Source organism: Mesorhizobium sangaii (assembly GCF_014207355.1).
Lineage (GTDB): Bacteria > Pseudomonadota > Alphaproteobacteria > Rhizobiales > Rhizobiaceae > Mesorhizobium > Mesorhizobium sangaii.
Genome location: NZ_JACHEF010000001.1, coordinates 1,378,529 through 1,401,936, shown reverse-complemented (window position 1 = coordinate 1,401,936; position 23,408 = coordinate 1,378,529). Strand labels below are relative to the sequence as shown.

The window sequence follows — 23,408 nt, the reverse complement described above, 5'->3', positions numbered from 1 at the left end:
CGCACGTTGCCGAACGACGCGCTTACCTGATCGGCGTCTCGCCGCGAAACAGCGGCCGGTGCGCCCGCATCAAGCTGGCGATGCGGTCGGCGACCTTTCGCACCGGCGGGGAATGACGCTCCTCGTGATGGGTGACGATCCACTGGTCGGTTTCGAGTTCGGGGATAGGCTGGGCGACGCGGACCAGCCGCGGATCGCTGTCGCCGACGAAGCACGGGAAGACCGAAAGGCCGGCGCCGGCGGCCACCAGTTCGCGCACCGAATGGGTGTTGTTGCCGCGCACGGCGATGCGGTCGCCGTGATGAGCTTGCAGCCAGCGCGCCGAAGCAATGTTTGCCCCTTCGCCGGTGACGCCGACGAACAACCCGGCGGCGATGCCGTTGATCAGGTGGCGTCCGGAATAAATGGCATGGGCGACCTTGCCGCTTAGCCGGCCGGCCAGCCACTGTTCGGTCGGGCGCTCGCTGCGGATGCCGATGTCGGCGGCACGGCGTCCGATATCGACCCGGTCGGTGGTGGTGACGAACTCCACCCTGATGCCGTCATCGACCGTCCAGATATCGCCGATATGGGCGGAGACGAAGGCCGAGGTCCACGGCCCGGCCGAGACGCGGACGATGCGGTCGGGCAGGCTTCCCTCGCGCCAGCGGGTCAGCGACTGCATTGCCGCCTCGACGTCCTCGGCGCGCCGCAGCAGTTCTTCGCCGACCGGGGTCAGCCGGTAGCCGGTCTGCTGGCGCACGAACAGCGGTTCGCCGATCTGCTTTTCGAGCGCGGTGACGCGTCGTCCAAGGGTGGCTGCGCTGAGCCGCGTGGTTCCCGTCGCCGCGCTCAGGCCACCCAGCCGCGCAACGTCGAGAAACAACCTTAGATCGTCCCAGCCGATATCCATTTTGCAGAAATGAAAAACTCCTTGCGACCCTGGCTGTAGCGCGAAGCGGGCATCATACGCAAGTATGCAGGCCTTGGAGGCGTTGGACAATCCTGCCTGGCGGGAACCGTCACCAAGCGCCTCGGCTGGCCGGCAAGCCAGTGCAATCCCTTCGATCGCGCCTGCGCGTTGCGCGGATGCTTTGCGCTTTCGACGAACCAGGCGCGCGGCCATCCGCGCGCCAGAGGAGACGATCATGCTGAATGAACTTCGACGCCGTTTCGCCCGCTGGCGTGCCTACCGCCAGACGCTTGCGAGCTTGCGGCATGTGCCGGACAGCACGCTGGCGGACGCCGGCATTTCTCGCCAGGAGATCCGCAAGCGCGCCCGCCAAGCCAGCCAGCGTCTTTGAGATCGTGGAAGGCGGGCATGCGCCGAGACCGCCTAGTGCGGTTCCGTCGTTTCACGCAAGACGCAGAACCGCTCTATCGGCTGCCGAACGCGGCGCTCAAGGTACCGGCGCGCCGGCTTCGATCAGCCCGGCCTGCTTGAGATCAGCCCACAAAGCCGGCGGAATGTCCTCGCGCAGATAGGCCAGGTTCTGTTTCAACTCGTCGGCCGATCGCGCCCCCGGAATGACGCTCGACACGATGGGATGGCCGAGCGGGAACTGAAGCGCGGCCGCCGGCAGCGACACATGATGGCGGGCGCAGGTCGCCTCGATGCGGCGAACGCGCTCGAGCACCGGCTCCAGCGCAGGCCTGGTGTTGAAGGTTGCGCCCTTGATGGCGCCGGTGGCCAGGATGCCGGAATTGTAGGGTCCGCCGATAATGATCCTGGTGCCGCGTTGCTCGCACAGCGGCAGCAAGGTCGCCAGCGGTTCCTGCTCGAGCAAGGTGTAGCGGCCGGCGAGCAGGAAATAGTCGAACGCACCCGCCACGACGAAGTCGGACAGCATCTGCCATTGGTTGATGCCGACGCCGACCGCCTTGATGACGCCTTGCGAACGCAATTCGTCGAGCGCCGGATAGGCGCCGTCCATCGCTTCCCTGAAACGGCTCCTGGCATAGGGATCCTCGCCGGGACCGAAATGAATGGCTCCGTCCGGATCATGGATCGAGACCATGTCGACATAGTCGGTGTCGAGGCGCTTCAGCGTTCCTTCGAGCGAGCGCATCACGGCATCACGCGAATAGTCGAACTCCGCGCGGAATGAACCGGGCTGGTCCCAGAGCGCCGGCTGGAGCTCCTCGGGCGGGATCGGCACGAGGTCGTAGCCGATCTTCGACGAGATAACGATGTCCGCGCGCGGCAGCGACCTGATCGCCAGCCCAAGACGGGTCTCGCTGACGCCAAAGCCATAGACAGGTGCTGTGTCGAAATAGCGGATGCCATTGTCATAGGCCGCCTGCACTGTCCTGACCGCGGCGTCGGTGTCGACGGCGCGATACATATTGCCCAGCCCGGTGCCGCCGAGCCCGATCGTCGTCACCTCCAGGCCGTTCTTCGCGACAGCCCTGAATTCGATTTCAGCCATTTTCTCTTCCTGTGATCGCTGCTGTTCTTCGTGCCGGCCAAGCGGCGGCCTTCCCGCACCGCGCTCGAGCCGCGGAAGCCGGTCGTGAATCCGGTGTCGAAAAACCATTGACACAAAAGTTGTCATATAACAATGTAACCAGACGACAAATGTGGGCAAGCCCGCAAAACGAAGAGGGAGGAACCAAGTGGACGACGAAACGAAAAATCAGATGGAGATGGTCAATGCCGCGATCAGCCGGCGCAGTGCCTTCGCGCTGGCGGGCAAACTCGGTCTCGGTGCCGCCGGCCTTGCCAGCGGATTGGCGGGTGCCGGACTTGCCGGCGGCGTCAGCGCAGCGAAAGCAGCGGATTCATCGGCCGGCCTGCCGAAGAAGCCCTACAAGTTCCACTTCGTCTGCCATGTGACGCTCGACCAGTTCTTCACCCCGACCGTCTATGGCATCCAGGACGCCTGCGCCGCCTTCGGCTGCAGCTACCAGTGGACGGGTTCGCAGAAGAACGTCGTCTCCGAGATGGTCAGCGCCATGCAGACCGCGATTGCGCAGAAGTCGGACGGCATCGCCGTCTGCCTGGTCGATCCGACCGCCTTCGATGCCGCCACCGACATGGCCGCGCAAGCCGGCATCCCGGTCGTCGCCTTCAACGCCGACGTGCCGGTCGGCAGCCCCAACAAGCGGCTGTCCTATGTCGGCCAGCCGCTCTATCAGTCTGGCTACAACTCGGCGCTGAAGTGGCTGAAGCTGATCCCCAAGGGCGGCCACGTCATGCTGTCGATCGGCGTGCCCGGCTCGCTCAACACGCAGCCGCGCCTCGACGGCTATATCCAGGCGATCAAGGACAGCGGCAGCGGCGTCACTTACGATGTCGTCAACACCGGTCCGGATCCGGCAACCGAAATCTCGCGCGTCGAGAGCTACTATCTCAGCCACAAGGACGTGAAGGGCATGTTCGGCACCGGTGGTTCCGACACCTACGCCTGCGGTTTCATCTCCAACAAATATGGCCTGGTGAAAGCCGGCGGCGCCGTGGCCGGCTTCGACCTCTTCCCGCAGACGCTGGACTTCATCAAGTCCGGCGACGTCAACTTCACCACCGACCAGCAGGCCTATCTGCAAGGCTTCCTGCCGGTCCAGCAGATGTATCTTTACAAGCTGTCGGGCGGTCTTGTCGGTCCGGCCAACAGCGACACCAGCCAGGCCTATGTGACCAAGGACAATGTCGACGCCTATGTCGGCAAGTCCCGTTTCGAGGGCCGCAGCGACGTCGAGCCGACCTGACGCCTCCAGCAGGCGAAAACTCCTGCCCTCGCCACGTCATTGTCCGATGACGTGGCGGGGGCACCGCTGATTGCATGCCGCCGGCTTGCCGTCACCGACCCGTCTTTTTCGCCCAGAAGTCTCTTCGTCCAGAATTCGAAATCAGGAAGACAAGAGTGCCGCCAATCGAAATCGCAAAAGCCGGGATGGGCGCCGTTGGCGTCAAGGTTCCGCACACGATGGCGGAAAGGCTGCTCATCCTGCTTTCCCGTTATCGCGAGGCCAGCATCGCCGTCGTCGCCATCGTTCTGGTGGTCTATTTCCAGGTCGGCAGCGATGGCGGGTTCCTGTCGCCGCAATTCATGAGCGTCGTGCTGCGCGACACTGGCCGCCTAGGCCTGATCGCCGCTGCCGAAGTCATGCTGATGATCACCGGCGAGATCGACCTTTCCCTGAGCGCCATCTTCTCGATCGCGCCCTATGTCATGGCGCTGATGTCGGTCACCTGGGGCGTGCCGCTGGCCGTCGGCGCCGTTGTCGGCGTCCTAATCGGTGTGCTGGTCGGCGCCATCAACGGCATCATCACGGTGCGTTTCCGCGTGCCGTCGCTGATCAGCACCGTCGGCATGCTGTTCTTCCTGCAGGGCATCGTCGTCTCGATCTACAACAGCCAGCCGATCGTGGCGCCGGTCGAGCAGCCCTTCAACGCGATCTTCGGGCAGAGCCTCTATCAGCCGTCGGATGCGCTGCTCTCCTGGCACGGAGTGACGGCCTTCACGCCGTTTCTGTGGGCGGTGCTGATCGTGCTCGCGCTGGCGCTGGCGCTGAACCGCACCACCTTCGGCCTGCACACGATCGCCACCGGCAGCAACATCATCGGCGCGCGTGAAATCGGTGTGCGCACCGACCGCATGAAGATCTACAATTTCATGATCGCCGGCGGCTGCGCGGCCTTCGCCGGCATCATCAACACCGCCCAGTTTACCTCCGCCGACCCGCAGGCCGGCAGCCCCTTCCTCACCTTGCAGGCGATCGCGGCGGCAGTCATCGGCGGCACCTCGCTGCTGGGTGGCTCCGGCACCGTCATCGGCGCGCTGATCGGCGCCTTCGTGGTCGCTTCGCTCAACAACGGCCTGGTGATGATCGGCGCCCAGGCCACCGTTTCCGACATCTATCTGGGCGCGGCCATCATCGCGGCGATGATCCTGAGCATCCAGGTCGACCGGCTACGCACACGGAGGCGCCTATGAACATGCAGACGATTCCGCCGCTCGCGGCCGACGCGCCCGTCGTCCTGGAAATGACCAACATCTCCAAGAGTTTCGGCGCCGTCACGGCACTGGTCGACGTCTCGATCAAGCTGCGCCGGGGCGAGGTCCTGGCCCTGGTCGGCGACAATGGCGCGGGCAAGTCGACGCTGATCAAGATCCTGTCCGGCTTCCACCAGCCGGATACCGGCACGATCGTCTCGCAAGGCAAGGAGGTGCGCTTCGCCTCGCCGCGCGACGCGCGCGCCCAGGGCATCGAAACCGTCTACCAGGACCTTGCGCTGATCGGCGACCTCAGCGTCTTCCACAACATGTTCCTCGGCCGCGAATACCGCAAGCGCATCCTGGGGCTGAACCTGCTCGACAACAGGAAGATGCGCAAACAGGCGCAAATCTACCTGGACACGCTGGGCATCTCGATCCCCAGCGTCAACAGCACCGTCGACCTCCTGTCGGGTGGACAGCGCCAGTGCATCGCCGTTGCCCGCTCGATCTATTCGTCGCCCAGAATCCTGGTCCTCGACGAGCCGCTGGCGGCACTCGGCGTGCGCGAGAGCGCGCATGTCCTGGGCCTGATCCAGAACCTGCGCCAGCAGCGCCAGGTTTCGGTGATCCTGATCGTCCACAACTACAACCAGATCTTCGAAGTCTGCGACCGCATCAACTTCCTGCATTCGGGCGAGGTCGCGCTCGACGCGTCCACGGCCGATACCAGCGAGGAGGAATTGATCCGCATCGTCAAGTCGGGCCTTGGCCGCAAGGCGATCGACGCCGCCGCGGCCGAAGTCCGGCCCGGCATCGTATGAGCCCGCACAACGCCACGGCTGCGGAAGTCTGCCGGCCGACCATCCATCTACCGGCCCCACACACGGAGTACTCGTTTTGACGTTCTCACCGACCGAACTGACCAAATCCCTTGGCCGCGGGCTGCTGTCCTTTCCGCTGACCTTCTTCGACGATGCCGGCGCCTTCAACGAAGCGGGCTATCGCGCCCATGTCGCGCAGCAGGGCGCTGCCGGGGCAAGCGGGCTTTTCGCGGCCGGTGGCACGGGCGAGTTCTTCTCGCTGACGCTCGAGGAGTACAAGCGGGTCGTGCGGGCGGCATCGGATGAAGTTCCCGATCATCTGCCGCTGCTGGCCGGCGTCGGCTATGGCACGCATATGGCGGTCGAGTTCGCCAAGGCGGCGGAGGCCAACGGCGCCGACGGCCTGCTGGTGCTGCCGCCCTATCTGGTGAAGTCCGAACAGGATGGCCTGCGCCGGCATCTGACCGCCATCTGCCGCTCGGTCGGTATCGGCGTCATCGCCTACAACAGGGACAATGCGGTGCTGACGCCCGAGACCCTTGACCGGTTGGCGCAGGATTGCCCGAACCTGATCGGGCTTAAGGACGGCGTCGGCGATATCGAGCTTCTCACCGCCTTGCGCTACCGCATGGACGACCGGCTGATCTTCATCGGTGGCATGCCGACGGCCGAAGTCCATGCCAGTGCTGCCGCCGCTATCGGCATGACGACCTATTCGTCGGCGATCTACAATTTTGCCCCCGAAATGGCGCTGCGTTTCTTCAACGCCTTGCGCGCCGGCCGCGCGGCCGAGGTCGGCGATCTCATCCGCAGCTTCTTCCTGCCCTATCTCGCCATCCGCAACCGGCGCGCCGGCTATGCCGTCTCGATCGTCAAAGCCGGCGCGCGCATCGCGGGGATCGACTGCGGGCCGGTCCGGTCACCGCTGCTTGACCTCACAGTGGATGAAGAGCGGCAGCTCGCGACGCTCATGCAGTCCTGCCGCATGCCGGTTGGAGAACTGGCGTGAGATCACGGAACCAAGGTCAGGCGCGACGCCGTGCTACGAGCTGACCGAACCGTCGACCATGCGACGATAGCGCTCGCGGCCCGCCTCCAGATGCTCGCGCAAGGTGAAGCGGGCGGCTTCGACGTTCTGCCGCTCGATGGCTTGGTAGATGCGGCGGTGCTCCGTCTGGACCTGCTCGAGATAGAGCCGCCGCTGCTCCGGCGTTTCGGCCCGCGGGCGGATCGACTGGCGCGGAATGATGACGGGTCCGAGAAAATGCATGAAGCGCTCGAAATAGGGATTGCCGGTGGCCGAGGCGATCGCGCGGTGAAAGGCAAAATCCGGTTCGATGGCGCTGTCGCCGGCCGCGATCGACGCATCGATGGCGTCGAGGCAATCGCGCATGCGGGCAAGGTCGTCGTCGCTGCGCTTCTCGGCGGCGATGCCGGCGGCTTCAAGTTCCACGGCGAGCCGCAGCTGCAGCACGTTCTGGACTTCCGTCAGCGAACGAAGCTCGTCGGAGACGATGCGAAATGTGGTGTTGGCCTCGTGGTCGGCGACGAACACGCCCGAACCCTGGCGGCTGACGACCAGCCCTTCCGAGCGCAGCGAGGCCATCGCCTCGCGGATCACCGTTCGGCTCACCCCGAATTGCGCGATCAGTTCCTGCTCGGTCGGCAGTTTCTCGCCACTGGTCAGATGGCCGGCGCGTATTTCGCGCGCAAACCAGTCGGCCACCTGCGCCGTGCGGCTGATCTGAGGGGGAAGGCCAAAGGAACGTTTCATCGCCACCAAGCAATAAACGAACCGCAGTTCTTGGCAACCAATTATTTATATGGTGATATGATGACATTCCTCGGTCGCCTGAAGCGCACTACAGCCATTCGCCTTGCCGGGCCGGCGCGAACATGTCTCCCGATCTCCCTATCATGAAAGGACAGGGATTGGCTCTCTCCGACAAACCGGTGCTGCTGACCGGGGCATCCGGCACGATCGGACGCCTGCTTTCGGTCAAGCTGGCAGAACTGGGCTGGACATTGCGGCTGACCGATGTCGTGCCGTTGGCAATTCCACTGCCGCAGAACGCAAGTTTCGATCGTGTCGATCTCGAGGACCAGCAAGCGGTGAACCGTCTCGCCGAGGGCTGCGGGCTGATCCTGCATTTCGGCGGCATATCCACCGAGCAATCCTTCGAGACGGTGCTCGGTCCCAATCTGCGCGGCAGCTTCCACATCTACGAGGCGGCACGCAGCCAGAAGGCACGCGTGGTGTTCCCGTCGTCCGTGCACGCGGTCGGCCTCTATGAGCGGACAGAGATTCTCGACCAGGACTGCCTGTTGCGCCCGGATGGCTATTACGGGCTGTCGAAGGCCTATGGCGAAATGCTGGCGCGGCTTTACTGGGACAAGCACGCGATCGAAAGCGTGTTGATCCGCATCGGCTCTGTGCTGCCGGAAGTTCCCGACGAACGGATCCTCTCGACCTGGATATCCCACAACGATTTCGTCCGCCTGATCGAGCGCTGCGCCGAGGCCCAGCATGTCGGCTGCTCGGTGATCTGGGGGCAGTCCAACAACAGCCGCGGTTTCTGGCGGCATGATGCCAGGCAAAAGATCGGCTGGACGCCGCTGGACAGTTCCGACGGCCAGGCCGAGCGCGTGCGGGGCAAGGTAACGGACAATCCGGTCGTGGAGCGATACCAGGGCGGCAAGTTCATCGTCGTCGACTACAGCCGCGCCGACTTCCCGCCGCGTTCGATGTTCCCGGACGAGTGAGCTGCCTACGCCGGTGAGCTACCTACGCCGGCAACCAGCCCCGCCCGGCGATCATGTCGGCAGCCTTTTCAGCGATCATGATCACCGCGGCGTTGGTGTTTGACGACACGATGCTTGGCATCACCGAGCTGTCGCAGACGCGCAGGCCTTGAAGCCCACGCACGCGAAGCTCGGGATCGACGACGCTTTGCGCATCGCCGCCCATCCGGCAGGAGCCGACCGGATGGTAGGCGCTGCGGCCATGTTCGCGGGCGAAGGCTTCCAGCGCCGCGCGTCCTTTCGTTGCCGCACCGGGAAGGTGTTCCCGGCTGATGTATCTGGCGAAGGCCGGTTGGGACAGGATCTCGCGGCTGATCTCGATGCCATCGACGGCGCGCTCCAGGTCGTAGCGTTCGGCGAAGGGGTTGGGATCGATCACCGGCGGATCGCGCAGATCCGCTGACCGCAGCGTGACGCTGCCGCGCGAGCGGGGGCGGACATGGTAGGAATTCAGCGTGCAGCCATTGCCGCCGGGCACCGAGCCGATGCCTTCCTCGACCCCGGCGCCGGGCAGGAAATGGAACTGGATGTCCGGCGTCTTCTCCGCACGGTCGCCCCACCAGAAGCCGCCAGCTTCAACGATGTTGGACGCCACCGGGCCCTTGCCGAACAGCGCGTATTCGAGGCCGGCGACGGCCTGCCAGCGCTTCTTCTTGTAGCGGTCGATGCCGTGCGGCCCGTTGAGTTCGGCGACGACGTCGACATCCATGTGGTCATGCAGATTCTGGCCGACGCCGGGCAGATCATGGATCACCTCGATGCCATGCGTGCCGAGGTGCCCGGCCGGGCCGATGCCGGACAGCATCAAGAGTTTGGGCGAGCCGATGGCGCCGGCGGTGACGATCACCTCGCGCCCGGCGCGCAACAATTCGGTACTGCCGTTGACGACGATCTCGACGCCGATGGCGCGCCCGTTCTCGACGACGATGCGGCTGACCGTGGCGTCGGTGCGCAAGGTCAGGTTCCTGCGGCCAAGCGCCGGCCTGAGATAGGCGACTGCCGTGCTGCTGCGTTTCCCCCGACGCGTCGTCGTCTGGTAGAATCCGGTGCCTTCCTGCTCGCCGGCATTGAAATCGGCCCTGAAGGGAAGACCCGCCTGCTGCGCGGCCTTGACGAAGACCCGCGTCAGCGGATGCGGCGCGCCACTCGAAACGCCAAGCGGGCCATCGGTGCCGTGCTGCGGACCGGCGAAGGTGTCGTTGCCCTCGGAGCGCCGGAAATAGGGCAGCACGTCGGCGTAGCTCCAGCCGGTGCAGCCATCGTCGACCGCCCATCCGTCGTAATCCTGCGGGCAACCGCGCGTGAACACCTGGGCGTTGATCGAGGAGCCGCCGCCCAGCACGCGCGCCTGCGGATAGACCATGGTGCGGCCGTCGATCGCCTTGCCGGGCGCCGTGTCATAGCCCCAGATCAGCGGTCCGGCCGTCATCTTGAAGAAGCCGACCGGCAGATGGATGTAGCGATCGGTGTCCGCCGGTCCGGCCTCCAGCAGGACGACGGACAGGTCGGGATCCTCGCTCAGCCGGGCAGCCAGAATGCAGCCGGCCGAGCCGCCGCCGACGATGATGTAATCCGGCATTTTTCCTCCGATGCCACGGCCACAGATTGCGGCAGCCTCGTGTGCGCGACGATCTCAAGTCCCTTGTGCCGCGTCAAGAGAAAGGGTATGGTTGCCGTGTTGAAGGGTTGTCGTACAAGTGAGGAGCTTGGCAACCCGTCGATCGGAGGCCCGGCCGCGCTCCCCGCGCAAGCCGCCGGGCGGGAAACGGAATTCAATCGGGAGGTTCGATAAATGAAGGACAGGACAAGTTTAACGCTTTCCGGCGCAGTCAGCCGCCGGACGCTGATGATGGGCGCCACCGCAGGAATGGCGGCGCTCGCCATGCCAAAAGTTTTGCGCGCGCAGGAAAAGCCGACTTTGGTGACGTCGATCCGCTCGTTGTCCAACCCCTATCACGCGGTGTGGAAGACCGGCGCCGAGGCCTACGCCAAATGGGCCGGTCTCGAACACGTCACGCTGGTTTCGGAAGGCAACAGCGAGAAAGGCATCGCCGACATCAAGGCGATGCTGGCCAAGACCGGCGGCAACATGGTGCTCAATTCCGATCCCAACGACACGCCTGATGCACGCCCGATCGTCGAGGCCTGTGCCAAGGCCGGCGCCTATGTGGTGACGCAGTGGAACAAGCCGGCGGATCTGCATCCGAAGGACTTCAACCCGAACTATGTTTCCCACATCGAGTTCGACGGCATCGCAAGCGGCAAGACCATCGCCGAGATCCTGTTCAAGACCATCGGCGGCAAGGGTGGCATCGTCGCCCTCGGCGGCCTGATCTCGACCACGGCGGCGATCGAGCGCAAGAAGGGTCTCGACGCGGCCCTTGCCGCCAATCCCGACATCAAGCTGCTCGACTTCCAGGTCGCCAACTGGAAATCGACCGAAGCCTTCGACCTGATGGGCAATTTGCTCACCCGCTTCGGTGACGACATCAAGGGCATCTGGGCCGCCAATGACGACATGGGCTCCGGCGCGCTCGAGGCGCTGCGCGCCGAAAACCTCGCCGGCAAGGTGCCGATCGTCGGCGTCGACGGCATCAAGACGGCGGTCGACGCGGTGCGCACCGGCGAGTTCGCCTGCACCGTCACCTCGGATCCGTTCTGGCAGGGCGGCATGGGACTGGCCATCGGCTACAACGCCAAGATCGGCAAGTTCGACCCGGTCAAGGAACCGCCGGAACACCGCGAATTCTACGGCAAGGCGGTGCTGATCTCGCACGACAATGTCGAGGAATATTACAAGACCAATGTCGACGCCAAACCGGAGATCGACTGGAACGATCTTTGGGGTCGGGTGACCGGAGCCATCCGGACCTGACCGCCGGGGCGGGCTGCTGCTCCCTGGCGGCCCGCTCCCCTTTACAGTTCGTCGTGCATCGTACCCGCCCGGCGATGGTCATCAGCAGACGGGAAGCGGTTTCTTGACAATCCATACAGAACCCCTGAAGTCCGTTTCGGACATCGAGCGGACGACGCTTATGACATTTCTCCCCGGCCGCATCGCCGCCGTGTTCGGCGGCAGGCGCTGGCGCAGCCTGGCGCCGCTGGCGGTGCTGGTCGTGCTGTGCTTGCTGATCGCCATCGCCAATCCCAATTTCATCGAGCTGCGCAACCTGGTGCGCCTCGCCAACTCCGCCGCCGTGCCGCTGACGCTGGCCATGGGGCTGACCTTCATCATCCTGATGGGCAGCATCGACCTCTCGGTCGAGGGCACGCTGTCGGTATCGGCGATGGTGGTGGTGCTGCTCGCCGCCAATGACAGCAATGGCAACGACTATGGCTGGTGGGCGGTGCTGGCCGCGATCGTCGCCGGCACCGCCATGGGTTTCGTCAGCGGTCTCGTCCAGACCATGCTGCGCATCCCATCCTTCATGGCCACGCTTGGCATGTGGTTCATCGGCCTCGGCCTGTCGGTCTATATGCTCGGCGGTTCGGCGATCCGTCTCAACGACGCCTCGATCCGCGACCTGGCGCTGACCCGCTTCCTCGGCCTGCCGCTGGCGGTGTGGGTCGCCACCGGGGCATTCCTGCTCGCCGCAGTCATCCAGTATCACACCAAGCTTGGCCGCCACATCCTGGCCATCGGCGGTGACGAGGACGTCGCCAAGCTTTCCGGCGTCAACGTGGTTCGCGTGCGCGTCACCGCCTTCGCGCTCGCCGGCTTCTTCTTCGGCATTGCCGGTGTGCTTGCCGCAGCACAACTCGGTCAGTCGCACGCCGTCATCGGCGACGGCCGGCTGTTTGCCGCGGTCACCGCCGTCGTCGTCGGCGGCACGGCCTTGACCGGCGGCGAAGGCGGCGTCGTCAACACGCTGATCGGCGTGCTGATCGTCACCGTGCTCGCCAACGGCATGATCCTGCTCGGCATTTCGCCCTACATCCAGCAGACGGTGCAGGGCCTGATGATCATCGCCGCGGTGGCGCTGTCGCTCGACCGCGTCCGCCTCAGGATAGTCAAGTGACCGCCATGCTGAGCGCTTCCGGCATCATCAAGAATTTTCCTGGCGTCCGGGCCCTGCGCGACGTCTCGATCGCGGTCCGGCCGAACGAGGTGGTCGGGCTGATCGGCGAGAACGGCGCCGGCAAGTCGACGCTGATGCGGGTGCTGGCCGGCAGCTACCGCCCGGACGGCGGCAGCCTCACCCTCGACGGCGACCAGCTGCGCATGCGCAGTCCGCGCGATGCGGCCCGGCATGGCATCGGCATGGTGTTCCAGGAACAGTCGCTGGTGCTCAATTTGACGGTCGCCGAAAACATCTATCTCGGCGAGGAAGACCGCTTCACCCGCTTCGGCATCGTCAACTGGCGCGCCATGAACGCGGCGGCGCGGCGCCAGCTGGCCAAGATCGGCATCGACATCGACGTCACCGCGCGCACCTCCGAGCTGACCTTCGCCGCGCGCCAGATGGTCGAGCTGGCCAAGGCGCTGACGCTTGAGGAAGTGGTCGAGCGGCAGCTGCTCATCCTGCTCGACGAGCCGACCTCGGTGCTCAACGCCGCCGATATCGAGGTGCTGTTCGCGCGCGTGCGCTCGCTCAAATCGCGCGCCAGCTTCGTCTTCGTCTCGCACCGTCTCGACGAGGTGCTTGCAATCTCCGACCGCGTCTACACGATGAAGGACGGTGCGGTCGTCGCCGAGCATCGCGCGGCTGATGTCACCGCGCCGGAACTGCACGAGATCATGGTCGGGCGCGGCCTGCAGGCGGAATATTACCGCGAGGCCCGCCAGCAGGCGCCGCGCGAGACGGTCATGGTCGAGGCAAAGGGGCTGGGGGCGGGCGGCGCCTATCATGGCGTCGACCTCAAGATCAGGGCCGGCGAGATCGTCGGCATCGCCGGCGTCGTCGGCTCCGGTCGCGAGGAGGTGACGCGCACCATCGGCGGCTTCCTCCAGCACGATGCCGGCGAAATGAAGATCGCCGGCGACGCGGTGCGTTTCGCCTCGCCGGAACCCGCGGTGCGCAGGGGTATCGGCTATGTGCCGCGCGAGCGCAGGCTCGAAGGGCTGGTGATGTTCCTGTCGATCGCCGAGAACATTTCGCTGGCCGATTTGTCGAGCGTCATGCGCCATGGCGCCATCGACTATGGCAAGGAGCGCCGGCTCGCAGCCGACTGGATCAAGCGGCTGCGCATCAAGGCGCCGGGCCCCGATGCCGCCTGCCGCAAGCTCAGCGGCGGCAACCAGCAGAAGGTGGTGCTGGCGCGCTGGATGACGGCGGGCTCGCGCATCCTCGTGCTAGACCATCCGACGCGCGGCCTCGATGTCGGCGCCAAGGAGGAGGTCTACGAACTGGTCCGCGATCTCTCCGCGCAAGGCGTGGCGATCCTTTTGATTTCCGACACGCTGGAGGAGACCATCGGCCTGTCGCACCAGGTCCTGGTGATGCGCGACGGCGAGATCACGGCGCGCTTCGACGCCAGCCCGGGCAACAAGCCGAACCAGGTGGAACTGTTGCGGGCGATGGTATGAGAGACCGTTTGGAAACTCTACTCCGGCCGCCATCTGAAGGCGTTTTCTGCGCTTCCGGTGCTCACGGACCAACGTCCGCTGCGCCCCGGTTCTCGAAACCACCATCATATGACTCGCCAGAGCGAGTTTCGAAACAGTCTCTGAGGCAGGCCGATGAATGAAGCTTTATCGCTGCGGCGCATCTTCGAAGGCAAGTGGACGCAAGGCGCCATTCCGCTGGTCCTGCTTGTCGCCCTGCTGTTGATCATCGAGATCGCCGCGCCCGGTTTTCTCACCGGCGAAACCGTGGCGCTTCTGTTCGCCAACACCGCCGTGCTGTTCATCCTGGCGACCGGCGTGACGTTCGCCATCCTGCTCGGCGGCATCGACCTGTCGATCCAGGCGGTCGCCTCGCTGGCCAGCGTCATCCTGGCGCAGCTGCTGCCCTCGCTTGGGCTGGCCGCTTTCCCGGTGGCGATCCTGTCCGGGCTCGCCTTCGGCACCTTGAGCGGCATCGTCCATGTCAAGCTGCGCGTTCCGTCCTTTGTGGCGACGCTCGCCACCGGCGGCGTGGTCACCGGCATCGCGCTGTGGGTGTCGGACGGCCGCGCCATCACCATCGAGGAAGGTGGCCGCGAAAACACCGCCTGGATCAACGCCACGGTCGCCGGCCTGCCGGTGGTGGTGCTGATTTCGGCGGTTATCGGCATCGCCAGCTTCCTGGCGCTGCGCTACACGCGCTTTGGCCGCCAGGCGATCGCCGTCGGCGCCGGTGAGCCGGCCGCCTGGGCGGCGGGCATCAATGTCGACCGCACCAAGATCATTGCCTTCGCCGCCTCCGGCATGCTTGCCGCAATCGCCGGCGTGGTATTGGCGGCGAGGCTGTCGAGCGGCTCGCCGGTTCTGGCCAACCAGCTGCTGCTGCCGGCCATTGCCGCCGTCATCGTCGGCGGCACCGCCATCACCGGCGGGCTGGGCGGCGTCGCGCGCACGGCGGTCGGCGCGCTGATCATCTCGATCGTGCGCATCGGCATGACCTTCGTCGGCGTCAACATCTTCCTGGAAAACATGGTGTTCGGCGCGGTGCTCATCGCCGCCGTCGCCATCACCATCGACCGCAGCAAGATCGCGGTCATCAAGTGACAGATCCATCCGCACCGCCTCCCGAGCAAGCGCGGACCGGACGGGGTCGCATCGAAGGCGCGATGCGGCCCCGCCCGCTCAGGTCATTGCATCGTGTCGAGACCGATCAGCTCGATCTTGTAGCCGTCCGGGTCCTCGACGAAAGCGATGTGGGTGGTGCCGTGCTGCATCGGCCCGGGCTTGCGCGGAATCTTGGCGCCGCGCTTTTCCAGTTCGGCGCAGACGGCGTAGATGTCGTTGACGCCGAGCGCCAGGTGGCCGAATCCGGTGCCGATCTCGTAGGGCTCCTCGCGTCCCCAGTTCAGCGTCAGCTCGACGACGGCTTCCTTGTCCTCCGGCCCATAGCCGACAAAGGCGTTGGTGAACTTGCCGCCGGGATAGTCCTCCCGGCGCAGCAAGGTCATGCCGAGAACCTCGGTGTAGAAGGCGATCGACTTGTCGAGGTCGAGAACCCTGATCATGGTGTGCATATAGCGAAAGCCCGGGGCGTCGCTCATTGGGGAAGTCCTCCGAATTTGGTGATTGGCTGGTCTGACCGTCCACATCAAGCAGCTGGCGGGAACATGGCCTCGCTTGATGTTCTAAATCAGGGTTGTATGATAACACGACAAGCAAGGTGGTTGTCCAGTCGTTTTCCCAGAGGGTCCGGAACCAGGTCATGAATGTCGTGCCGCCTACTTCCGCATCGCTGCTATCGGCCCTTGCCGGCGTGCTGCCGGATGGCGGGCTGCTGACCAGCGACGAAGACCTGGCGCGCTACAGCCGCGACTGGTCGGGCGACCATTTCGGCCGCCCGCTGGCGGTCGCGCGTCCGGCCTCGGTCGAGGAGATGTCGGCGCTGATGCGGCATTGCCATGCCGAGCGCGTTCCGGTGGTGCCGCAAGGCGGCCTGACCGGCCTCGTCGGAGCGGCGGTCGCCGCCGATGGTGGCGAGGTCGTCATCTCGCTGGAGCGCATGAACCGGATCCGCTCGATCAGCCCGATCGACTTCGCCATGGTGGTCGAGGCCGGCTGCATCCTCGAGGATGCCAAGCGCGCCGCCGGGGAGAGCGACTGCCTGCTGCCGATCACCTTCGGGGCGCAGGGGAGCTGCCGCATCGGCGGCAACGTCGCCACCAATGCCGGCGGCTTCAACGTGCTGCGCTACGGCATGACGCGCGACCTGGTGCTTGGCCTCGAAGTGGTGCTGGCCGATGGCCGGATCTGGAACGGGCTGAAGGTGCTGCGCAAGGACAATCGCGGCTACGACCTCAAGCAGATATTCATCGGCTCGGAAGGCACGCTCGGCATCGTCACCGCCGCCGCGCTAAAGCTCTTTCCCAAGCCGACGCAGATCGAGACGGCGCTGGTCGGCCTGCGCTCGGTCGAGGACGCGATGGCACTCTATGCGCGGGCGCGGCGCGACTGCAGCGATCTTCTCACCGCCTTCGAACTGATCCTGCGCCAGGGCATCGAGATCACCATGCGCGAGGGCGCGGATTTTGCCGATCCGCTGGCAAAAGCCTATCCAGCCTATGTGCTGATCGAGGTTTCCTCCGGCGGGCTGATCGACCTGTCGGCCATGCTCATGGGTTTTCTCGGCGGTGTCGCCGATATCGTCGAGGACGGCATCGTCGCCTCGACCCGGGCGCAGGCCGAGCGGCTGTGGCTCTATCGCGAGATCATGGTCGAGCGGCAGGGCAGGGGCGGCCGCTATCTGCGCACCGACGTCTCGGTGCCGATCTCCAAACTCGCCGATTTCGTCACCGATGCGCTCTTCGAATTGCAGCGCGCGCGCCCCGACGCGCTCGCCGTCACCTACGGCCATGTCGGCGACGGCAACATCCATTTGAACGTCGTGCCGCCGGAAGGCATGGACCCGCAAGCGGTGGAGCAACTGTTCGAGGAGGCGGAGGCCGAGATCTTTGCCGTCGTCGACCGCTATGGCGGCTCGATCAGCGCCGAGCACGGCATCGGCCGGGTCAAGCAGAAGGCTTTCCTCGACCGGATCGATCCGGTGACGCTTGATCTGGCGACCGGCATCAAGCAAGTCTTCGATCCGCGCCATATCCTGAGCAATGGCCGCATTCTGGCAAGCAAGGCCAATCATGGTCTATAGGTGAGCGATGACGCTGAAGCTCGACAAGGTCAATCGCGGTCCGCACCTCTCAACCCTGGTTGCGAGTTCGATCTCGCGCGAGATCGCACAGGGGCGCCTGAAGCCCGGCGACCAGCTGCCGACCGAGCAGGCGCTGGCGACCACGTTCGGCGTCAGCCGCAACGTCGTGCGCGAGGCGATCGCCCGGCTGCGCTCGGAAGGCCGCATCTGGTCGCAGCAGGGGCGCGGCGCCTTCGTGGTGGAGAGCACCAACCCGACGGTGCTGACCATCGACTACGAGGCGCTGCAGCGCGCCGACTCCTTCCGCAACCTGTTCGAACTGCGCGGCATCCTCGAAGTGCAGGCGGCCGCCCTTGCCGCAAGGCGGCGCACCGAAGCCGATCTCACCGCGATGGGCGATGCGCTGGCCGGCATGCGCGAGGCACCCTATGGCAGCGTCGCCTGGCTGCGCAGCGACCTCGAGTTCCACCGCACCGTCGCCGAGGCGACGCGCAACGCCTATATGGGCCAGTTCCTGGTCTTCGTGTCCGAGCGGGTTCGCGAGAGCATCCTTGCCGCCGGCAACCAGCAGAAATCGGACGACATGGCCCGCATCACGCTCGGCGAGCACGAGCGCATCCTGGCCGCCATCCGCGCCGGCGACGCCGAGGCCGCGCAGACCGCGATGCGCGACCACCTCGCGGGCGCGGCCCTGCGGGTTGGGTTGCAGGATGGTGGTGAGGCGGTTGCGGAGGCAAAACCTGCGGTGCAACACTCAAGGTTGAGGAAGGCTATCCGCGGGCAAGCCGCGGGATGAGGTCGCCCTCCTGCGGGCGAGCTGGATGATGAAATCCCATTCTAACGGCACCATTTGGCCACCGCTACTCTTGCTCTGTATTTCGACGCTGCTTCACCGAATACCCGTCGACCAGCGTTTGCGAGACCCGAATTCCCGCCGCGCGCAAGCGTCGGCGGATGATCTTGCGATCAGCTTCGGCCATACGCATTCCGAGGAAAACTGAGGTGACTGCGCCGTGCCCATGCTTCGCTAACCCCGGCATGGCAGCGAACAGCCGCCATTCGCGCTCATAGGACCATTTCAGATTCTTAGTGGATAGGATCGCGCGAGCGCGTTCGTCCTCGTTCCTAACGCCGTTGAGATTGAGAAGGTACGGCTTGTCACCATATGCGACTCTCGCCAGCGCGTGCTGGTCATTCAAGCCGGCAAGAAGGCTCGACACCGAGTAACCAACGCACAAGCCACTGAAGCCACCGGCATAGTGCGCCCACATCAACTCGTTGTTCCAGGTTTCCGACAGCGAGGCGATGCCGAGGTTCAGTTTCTCGTTTCGTACGCGCTCGGAAAACTGGTCAAACTGCGGGTGAGAGCGAACGCGTTCGCTTGATCGGTAAAACCCCTCCATCGGGTCGTTCATCTGATTGAACGTCGAGCAATAAATGTAACCCAGCTCGATAGCGTTCAATTCGCGTTCGAGCTTCGCAACGTTCGCCCGAGATTTACCGTCTGCGCGTTCAGCGCCAAGGGGCCGATATCGATATAGCCAAGTCGGTCGTGCGTATGTGTCTATGGTCGCCACATCAACCCCATCACTCGATGCCGAGTTCAATTCCCGCCAGTTGCGTGCCAATAGTCGGTTGGTTATCCAAATTCCATGTCCACCGCAAAATCAACTGCAAGCTGCACGTCACGCACTGATGATTCCATTCCTATTCGTCCTGCGTTTACTTCTCCTTGCTAATGGTACCTCCAGACTGGGGGATAATTACCTGTGGCTAAATCTGCATTCCAATCGCACACCTTTCACACCAAACGACTGGCGAGCCGCCGTGCAGCAATCGAGAAAGTCTTCTCGGAATCCTCGATGGACAAGGTCTGGAAAAAATACGTCCGGCCGGGCCTTCGTGACCAAGAGGTCCTTGACCTCCACGACTACAACGATTTTCACTGGGATCGAAAACAAATATTCACGAAGCTCCACACTTCACTTTGTTCTGGCAGATACATTCCTCAGAGATCAACACCAGTTAGTGTTGAAAAAAAGCTTGGGGTGACTAGGACACTAGTCCTCCCTTCGCCCGAGGACTGCATAGTCCTACAATGCATAGTCGAAGACATTTTACCTGAGGCGCTGAAGAAACAGCCGTCCAGCAACTCGTTTTTTAGCCGAAGCCACGGCTTTCAGGACGCTCGGTTCACGTTTGAGAGAGATTATATCTGGTTCAGAAGATGGGCAAAATTCTCCAACATTCGATTTGAAATGATAAGCAACCACAGCTATATATGTGTTACCGACATTGCAAATTATTTTGATAACATTGATTATTCCCACCTCCGTAACATTCTCTCGATGCTAAATAACGTTGAGGAGGTCACACTCGATATCTTATTTTCAGTGTTGGATCGGATCAGTTGGCGGCCAGATTATCTTCCCTCTCCCGAGAGAAGCCTCCCTCAGGTAAATTTTGATGCGCCGCGACTTTTAAGTCATGTATATCTGTACGAGGTAGATGCCTTTCTCAAAGGTGTCACTTCGAACAGCTTTGTGCGGTGGGTCGATGATATTACGGTTACTGCGTCGTCAATCGCCGCTGGCAAAATTCTACTAAGAGACCTTGACCACCTACTACTTACACGTGGTCTTAGATTAAACGCGGGAAAAACACAGATACTTTCTGCCGTACAAGCGAGAAAATTCTTTCATTCCGACGAAAATAAGTTTCTTGACGACGTAAAAGATCGCCTGAATAAATATGGGCATTCCAGTAAAAGGCGGCAGAAGCTTCTCGGAAGGGTACGGACCAAATTCGATGAATTTCGCGCTCGTCCCGGTTACGGTCATTCGGAAAAAATCGTCAAGAGATATCTTAGTCATTTCACCGCAACGCTAGATGATCACGCCGTCAAATTCGTCGCCGCTTCAGTTCAATCAGAGCCGGGGCTTCGCGAAAACGTGTTTAGATATTTTGAGGAACTCGGCCCTCGCCGCGACACCTTCTCATCAATGCGAGCCTACGTCCTGAGTGATCATGTCCTCGATGATGCATCCTTAATGTACATCGCGAAGACACTAACAGCATGGCACGTTAAGCCAAACAGCAGGTTGCATCGCGACATTCGAACGCTAGGACAGTTGATCGGCGGAAAGGCCTATGCCCAGCGCAACCCTTTTTTCTTCGTTACATCACTTTGGCTTCTCGCGAAGTATGGGATGAGAAGGCACATCTTGCCGGTCATCCAAGACAATATCGATATTTGGACCCATTCGGAGTTTCTCGCGAGACAGGTAGCCTCGACTTACGGGAAATTCCGGTTCCATCGTGAAGGCGAAGTCGTTAGGCAACAACTCAATCAGCTCCGGTTCGCCTCCGCCACCTCCGTTTTGAGATCGTTCGATCGTGTGGTCGAATTGGCCAATGCCATCAGGCCAGAGGTACGACTTTATATTCTGAATGGGCGCAATTTGGGCACTTATTCGATTCCGCGGTTTTTGATTTGCTTACATGTCCTGACCTGCAGCAAAATCGACGTCACGCTGCGCCGCAAACTTAAGAACGAGGTTCTGGTGTACCTGAATGACCCGATTTATGTGAAGGTGATCAACAAAATTCGAATATAGGATTTCGGATACATTATCGGTCTGTTGAATTGCGATATAGTCGAGTTCTTCGCCTTGCGCCGGGCGATTCATGCGGCGGCCCCGAAACAGTATCTTCGAGCCGGTCATGAAGCGCGGCACGGCATGCCGGTTGGAGATGACCCGCTCCATCTCGCGAACGGTGTTGAACACCCACTGCCGCTTGCGCTCCAAGAAGTCTGCGATGTCGTGGTCGTCGTCGCTGGTGAGGGCCAGCACCTCGACATGGCCCGGCGTGACGGTGATGCGGCGTCCGATGCCGCAGCCGAGCGACGAAGTTCGTAGGGGATTTGCCTTCGGCCTATCTGGAGCGTCGGCATCAGGCAGCGCCCCCATATGGCCCGCCCCCGTCTGCTGGAAATGCCAGGGGGATGCGCTGCCGGCGGGATCGAAGCGGCGTTTGCTGCTTCGACGCGCCGGGCTCACGTGCTTCGGAGCTTTGCCTTGCCTCGCGACTGATGATGTCGGTGACCTGACTGGATGCGATGACATTGACGGGTTGACAGATCAGGAGCAAGTTGAGCGCACCGACCGAGCCCCGGGCGGGCCCGGCCATCGTGTGTGCGGTGAAAACCTCGAGCAGCACGGAGACCGACGGGAGGAAGAAATGAGCCGGGTCAGGACGTTTGCGATCGAGCACAATCGCTATGGCTGCGGGTGGTGCGATCGACCCACCCTGTTGACGATGTCGAGAACGAGGAGCTGTATCGGCTGATCGACGGCAAAAACAAGGATAACACCGGCACCAACTTCGAGGCGTCCCGCTTCGACATCGAGACCCGTCTATCGCGGTGGGAGAGCTACAAGCCGCCGAACCGTAACTGAAAACTATTCCGGTTCGGAGTACTTTGGACAGCCAGCCACCGCGCTGGGCTTTTCCATTTCAGTGAACAATGCGATTGGCTATCTCGGCTCGAAGCCGGGTTACGAGCGCGAGTGGCCCGACCGCGACTCGGCGAGCACTGCGAGGGCGCAGCAAGATGCTGATGGCGAAAGCGGTCAGTTGGCTTTCGGCGCGAACCTTGCCGTCCACTCTTCCATCGACATTTGCTGCCGGTCGCTGGGTTCGAATTTTTCGACTGGTCGGCAGAGTGCTCTCACGGCAGAGTGCGGCCATGTGCAACCTCTACAACATCACCACGTCGCAAGAAGCTATCCGCCAGTGGACCCGGACTTTGCGGGACATCTTGGGCAACCTCGAGCCGTCCATCGACATCTACCCCAACCAACCCGGCCCGGTGGTGCGCAACGCTCTGGACGGGCAGCGCGAGCTTGCCAACCTGCTGTGGGGTATGCCGACACCCGCTGAGCGGATGAAGGGCAAGGCCGACTATGGCACCACCAACATACGCAATCCCCAGTATGGCCATTGGCAGCAATATGTCGGTGTCGAGAACCGCTGCGTGGTCCCCGTGACGAGCTTTGCAGAACCGAGCCCGATGCCCGGTGACAAGGACCCCGAGACGGGCATCCAGCGAAACTATTGGTTCGCGCTCAACGAGGATCGCCCGCTGTTCTTCTTCGCCGGCCTCTGGACGCCATGGCATGGGGTGCGCAAGGTCAAGGACGGCCCCGGCGACTTCGAGCTTTACGGATTCATGACGACCGCCCCCAACGCCCTCATCAAGCCGATCCACGAAAAGGCCATGCCGGTGATCCTGAGGACGCAGGAGGAAACGGAAACGTGGCTGACAGCGCCATGGGCGGAAGCGAAGCGGCTGCAGCGCACGGCACCGGACGATGCCCTTGTGATTGTCGAGAAGCCGGCCACGCAGATCAAGTTTCCGCAGCAGGCACCGCCGGCACCGGCTCAGGGCTCACTGTTCTAGGCTAGCTGTCATCCCTCCAGATCACCCGCCGCACCATGCGGATTTCGACAAGCCGCCTGACGCGTATCTTCATGCCCTCCAATGCGCTTGGCAGCAGGATATCCACGTCGAGCTCGCGGCGTTTGCACCGCTCGCAACGCATGTGCCGGGCCACGTCCCAAAACGGAATGTCCCCGACGAGCTTGGCGAGGTCCCCCGGCAGGTAGTGGCGGGTGATGTTGCAGTTGATGCAGCGGACGCGGATGAGCTGCCCGACCTCATGCGCTCGGCACAGGGTCTGCACAAGGCGGCGCGGTCGTCTGCTCTGTTCCGGCATGGCCGAAAATAGGAACCCATTCCTCTCCGAGTCAATTCGTCCTTGACATTTTCGTTCCCTTTTTGTTCACTGCGACCATACAGCGTTTGGAGGAATTGCCATGGATAGCATTTGTCACACTCAACAGCCGTCAGGAGGCCGCCCTCCAGGCCCATGCCGAGGATTTCATTGCAGTCCACAAGGGCGACGTGATGAAGGCGCTCAAGGAAATGATCGTGCTCAACGGGCACCTTCAAGAGCGACTTGAGGCGCTCTCGGCCCCGCGCAGGGCAAGCCGCTAGGGGAGGGACCGCAAATGGCCACGGCGATGTTGCGGCTCGTGGACTCGGCCAGCCGTCG

At 63.2% G+C, this 23,408-nt stretch carries 24 protein-coding genes; 16 read left to right on the top strand and 8 right to left on the bottom strand.

Annotated elements, in window-relative coordinates:
• Positions 1–22: 22 nt before the first annotated feature.
• Positions 23–892: a LysR family transcriptional regulator gene (locus HNQ71_RS06810; RefSeq protein WP_281391359.1), complete on the bottom strand. Its 870-nt coding sequence runs from the start codon at positions 890–892 to the stop codon at positions 23–25.
• A 235-nt stretch (positions 893–1,127) separates the two neighbouring features.
• On the opposite strand from HNQ71_RS06810, the gene HNQ71_RS06805 reads away from it, so the two are divergent.
• Positions 1,128–1,283: a YjiS-like domain-containing protein gene (locus HNQ71_RS06805; protein WP_184871756.1), complete on the top strand. Its 156-nt coding sequence runs from the start codon at positions 1,128–1,130 to the stop codon at positions 1,281–1,283.
• 96 nt (positions 1,284–1,379) lie between these two features.
• Here HNQ71_RS06805 and HNQ71_RS06800 read toward each other — a convergent pair whose 3' ends face one another.
• A complete protein-coding gene (locus HNQ71_RS06800) occupies positions 1,380–2,408 on the bottom strand; it encodes an aldo/keto reductase (protein ID WP_184871755.1) in 1,029 nt (342 codons plus the stop codon).
• 187 nt (positions 2,409–2,595) lie between these two features.
• Here HNQ71_RS06800 and HNQ71_RS06795 point away from each other — a divergent pair, with 187 nt between their 5' ends.
• From HNQ71_RS06795 to kdgD, 4 genes are all read left to right on the top strand, one after another.
• Positions 2,596–3,687 (top strand): substrate-binding domain-containing protein, encoded by a 1,092-nt coding sequence (locus HNQ71_RS06795; RefSeq protein ID WP_184871754.1) that lies wholly within the window; start codon positions 2,596–2,598, stop codon positions 3,685–3,687.
• A gap of 155 nt (positions 3,688–3,842) precedes the next feature.
• A complete protein-coding gene (locus tag HNQ71_RS06790; RefSeq protein WP_184871753.1) occupies positions 3,843–4,916 on the top strand; it encodes an ABC transporter permease subunit in 1,074 nt (357 codons plus the stop codon).
• Positions 4,913–5,740: an ATP-binding cassette domain-containing protein gene (locus HNQ71_RS06785; RefSeq protein ID WP_184871752.1), complete on the top strand. Its 828-nt coding sequence runs from the start codon at positions 4,913–4,915 to the stop codon at positions 5,738–5,740. The genes HNQ71_RS06790 and HNQ71_RS06785 overlap by 4 nt, the downstream gene beginning before the upstream one ends.
• Before the next feature lie 76 nt (positions 5,741–5,816).
• A complete protein-coding gene (gene kdgD / locus HNQ71_RS06780) occupies positions 5,817–6,749 on the top strand; it encodes a 5-dehydro-4-deoxyglucarate dehydratase (RefSeq protein ID WP_184871751.1) in 933 nt (310 codons plus the stop codon).
• 33 nt (positions 6,750–6,782) lie between these two features.
• Here the strand turns inward: kdgD and HNQ71_RS06775 are convergent, their stop codons facing one another.
• Positions 6,783–7,514, bottom strand: a complete 732-nt coding sequence (locus tag HNQ71_RS06775; RefSeq protein ID WP_184871750.1) for a FadR/GntR family transcriptional regulator — start codon at positions 7,512–7,514, stop codon at positions 6,783–6,785.
• Positions 7,515–7,672: 158 nt separating this feature from the next.
• Between HNQ71_RS06775 and HNQ71_RS06770 the strand changes: the two genes are divergently transcribed.
• Positions 7,673–8,503, top strand: a complete 831-nt coding sequence (locus HNQ71_RS06770; protein WP_246461229.1) for an NAD-dependent epimerase/dehydratase family protein — start codon at positions 7,673–7,675, stop codon at positions 8,501–8,503.
• Between the two features lie 22 nt (positions 8,504–8,525).
• On the opposite strand, the gene HNQ71_RS06765 is transcribed toward HNQ71_RS06770, so the two are convergent.
• Positions 8,526–10,121, bottom strand: coding sequence for a GMC family oxidoreductase (locus HNQ71_RS06765; protein WP_184871748.1), 1,596 nt, complete (start codon positions 10,119–10,121; stop codon positions 8,526–8,528).
• Between the two features lie 213 nt (positions 10,122–10,334).
• Between HNQ71_RS06765 and HNQ71_RS06760 the strand changes: the two genes are divergently transcribed.
• From HNQ71_RS06760 to HNQ71_RS06745, 4 genes are all read left to right on the top strand, one after another.
• Complete coding sequence (locus HNQ71_RS06760; RefSeq protein ID WP_184871747.1) at positions 10,335–11,417, top strand: sugar ABC transporter substrate-binding protein; 1,083 nt, start codon at positions 10,335–10,337, stop codon at positions 11,415–11,417.
• Between the two features lie 160 nt (positions 11,418–11,577).
• Positions 11,578–12,561, top strand: a complete 984-nt coding sequence (locus HNQ71_RS06755; protein ID WP_184872264.1) for an ABC transporter permease — start codon at positions 11,578–11,580, stop codon at positions 12,559–12,561.
• A gap of 5 nt (positions 12,562–12,566) precedes the next feature.
• Positions 12,567–14,069 (top strand): sugar ABC transporter ATP-binding protein, encoded by a 1,503-nt coding sequence (locus HNQ71_RS06750; RefSeq protein ID WP_184872263.1) that lies wholly within the window; start codon positions 12,567–12,569, stop codon positions 14,067–14,069.
• Positions 14,070–14,222: 153 nt separating this feature from the next.
• Positions 14,223–15,191, top strand: coding sequence for an ABC transporter permease (locus HNQ71_RS06745; RefSeq protein ID WP_184871746.1), 969 nt, complete (start codon positions 14,223–14,225; stop codon positions 15,189–15,191).
• Between the two features lie 83 nt (positions 15,192–15,274).
• Here HNQ71_RS06745 and gloA read toward each other — a convergent pair whose 3' ends face one another.
• A complete protein-coding gene (gene gloA / locus HNQ71_RS06740) occupies positions 15,275–15,688 on the bottom strand; it encodes a lactoylglutathione lyase (RefSeq protein ID WP_095080570.1) in 414 nt (137 codons plus the stop codon).
• Positions 15,689–15,849: 161 nt separating this feature from the next.
• Between gloA and HNQ71_RS06735 the strand changes: the two genes are divergently transcribed.
• Both HNQ71_RS06735 and HNQ71_RS06730 read left to right on the top strand, forming a co-directional pair.
• Positions 15,850–17,289: an FAD-binding oxidoreductase gene (locus tag HNQ71_RS06735; protein WP_184871745.1), complete on the top strand. Its 1,440-nt coding sequence runs from the start codon at positions 15,850–15,852 to the stop codon at positions 17,287–17,289.
• A 7-nt stretch (positions 17,290–17,296) separates the two neighbouring features.
• Positions 17,297–18,085, top strand: a complete 789-nt coding sequence (locus HNQ71_RS06730; RefSeq protein WP_184871744.1) for a FadR/GntR family transcriptional regulator — start codon at positions 17,297–17,299, stop codon at positions 18,083–18,085.
• Between the two features lie 64 nt (positions 18,086–18,149).
• Here the strand turns inward: HNQ71_RS06730 and HNQ71_RS06725 are convergent, their stop codons facing one another.
• A complete protein-coding gene (locus tag HNQ71_RS06725; RefSeq protein ID WP_184871743.1) occupies positions 18,150–18,752 on the bottom strand; it encodes a DUF2971 domain-containing protein in 603 nt (200 codons plus the stop codon).
• 306 nt (positions 18,753–19,058) lie between these two features.
• On the opposite strand from HNQ71_RS06725, the gene HNQ71_RS06720 reads away from it, so the two are divergent.
• Positions 19,059–20,906: a reverse transcriptase domain-containing protein gene (locus HNQ71_RS06720; RefSeq protein ID WP_184871742.1), complete on the top strand. Its 1,848-nt coding sequence runs from the start codon at positions 19,059–19,061 to the stop codon at positions 20,904–20,906.
• Here HNQ71_RS06720 and HNQ71_RS06715 read toward each other — a convergent pair.
• A complete protein-coding gene (locus HNQ71_RS06715; RefSeq protein ID WP_184871741.1) occupies positions 20,787–21,350 on the bottom strand; it encodes a DUF45 domain-containing protein in 564 nt (187 codons plus the stop codon). The genes HNQ71_RS06720 and HNQ71_RS06715 overlap by 120 nt on opposite strands.
• 234 nt (positions 21,351–21,584) lie before the next feature.
• On the opposite strand from HNQ71_RS06715, the gene HNQ71_RS06710 reads away from it, so the two are divergent.
• Both HNQ71_RS06710 and HNQ71_RS06705 read left to right on the top strand, forming a co-directional pair.
• Positions 21,585–21,749 (top strand): hypothetical protein, encoded by a 165-nt coding sequence (locus HNQ71_RS06710; RefSeq protein ID WP_184871740.1) that lies wholly within the window; start codon positions 21,585–21,587, stop codon positions 21,747–21,749.
• A 290-nt stretch (positions 21,750–22,039) separates the two neighbouring features.
• Positions 22,040–22,753: an SOS response-associated peptidase gene (locus HNQ71_RS06705; protein ID WP_184871739.1), complete on the top strand. Its 714-nt coding sequence runs from the start codon at positions 22,040–22,042 to the stop codon at positions 22,751–22,753.
• 1 nt (position 22,754) lies between these two features.
• On the opposite strand, the gene HNQ71_RS06700 is transcribed toward HNQ71_RS06705, so the two are convergent.
• Positions 22,755–23,069 (bottom strand): hypothetical protein, encoded by a 315-nt coding sequence (locus tag HNQ71_RS06700; protein WP_184871738.1) that lies wholly within the window; start codon positions 23,067–23,069, stop codon positions 22,755–22,757.
• A 95-nt stretch (positions 23,070–23,164) separates the two neighbouring features.
• Here HNQ71_RS06700 and HNQ71_RS06695 point away from each other — a divergent pair, with 95 nt between their 5' ends.
• Positions 23,165–23,350 (top strand): hypothetical protein, encoded by a 186-nt coding sequence (locus HNQ71_RS06695; protein ID WP_184872296.1) that lies wholly within the window; start codon positions 23,165–23,167, stop codon positions 23,348–23,350.
• Positions 23,351–23,408: the final 58 nt, after the last annotated feature.

Bases quoted from the DNA above. Each gene is read 5' to 3' on its own strand.
- HNQ71_RS06810 (WP_281391359.1), bottom strand. From the start codon at position 892: ATGGATATCGGCTGGGACGATCTAAGGTTGTTTCTCGACGTTGCGCGG.
- HNQ71_RS06805 (WP_184871756.1), top strand. From the start codon at position 1,128: ATGCTGAATGAACTTCGACGCCGTTTCGCCCGCTGGCGTGCCTACCGC.
- HNQ71_RS06800 (WP_184871755.1), bottom strand. From the start codon at position 2,408: ATGGCTGAAATCGAATTCAGGGCTGTCGCGAAGAACGGCCTGGAGGTG.
- HNQ71_RS06785 (WP_184871752.1), top strand. From the start codon at position 4,913: ATGAACATGCAGACGATTCCGCCGCTCGCGGCCGACGCGCCCGTCGTC.
- HNQ71_RS06775 (WP_184871750.1), bottom strand. From the start codon at position 7,514: ATGAAACGTTCCTTTGGCCTTCCCCCTCAGATCAGCCGCACGGCGCAG.
- HNQ71_RS06765 (WP_184871748.1), bottom strand. From the start codon at position 10,121: ATGCCGGATTACATCATCGTCGGCGGCGGCTCGGCCGGCTGCATTCTG.
- HNQ71_RS06760 (WP_184871747.1), top strand. From the start codon at position 10,335: ATGAAGGACAGGACAAGTTTAACGCTTTCCGGCGCAGTCAGCCGCCGG.
- HNQ71_RS06755 (WP_184872264.1), top strand. From the start codon at position 11,578: ATGACATTTCTCCCCGGCCGCATCGCCGCCGTGTTCGGCGGCAGGCGC.
- HNQ71_RS06750 (WP_184872263.1), top strand. From the start codon at position 12,567: ATGCTGAGCGCTTCCGGCATCATCAAGAATTTTCCTGGCGTCCGGGCC.
- HNQ71_RS06745 (WP_184871746.1), top strand. From the start codon at position 14,223: ATGAATGAAGCTTTATCGCTGCGGCGCATCTTCGAAGGCAAGTGGACG.
- gloA (WP_095080570.1), bottom strand. From the start codon at position 15,688: ATGAGCGACGCCCCGGGCTTTCGCTATATGCACACCATGATCAGGGTT.
- HNQ71_RS06735 (WP_184871745.1), top strand. From the start codon at position 15,850: ATGAATGTCGTGCCGCCTACTTCCGCATCGCTGCTATCGGCCCTTGCC.
- HNQ71_RS06730 (WP_184871744.1), top strand. From the start codon at position 17,297: ATGACGCTGAAGCTCGACAAGGTCAATCGCGGTCCGCACCTCTCAACC.
- HNQ71_RS06705 (WP_184871739.1), top strand. From the start codon at position 22,040: ATGTGCAACCTCTACAACATCACCACGTCGCAAGAAGCTATCCGCCAG.
- HNQ71_RS06700 (WP_184871738.1), bottom strand. From the start codon at position 23,069: ATGCCGGAACAGAGCAGACGACCGCGCCGCCTTGTGCAGACCCTGTGC.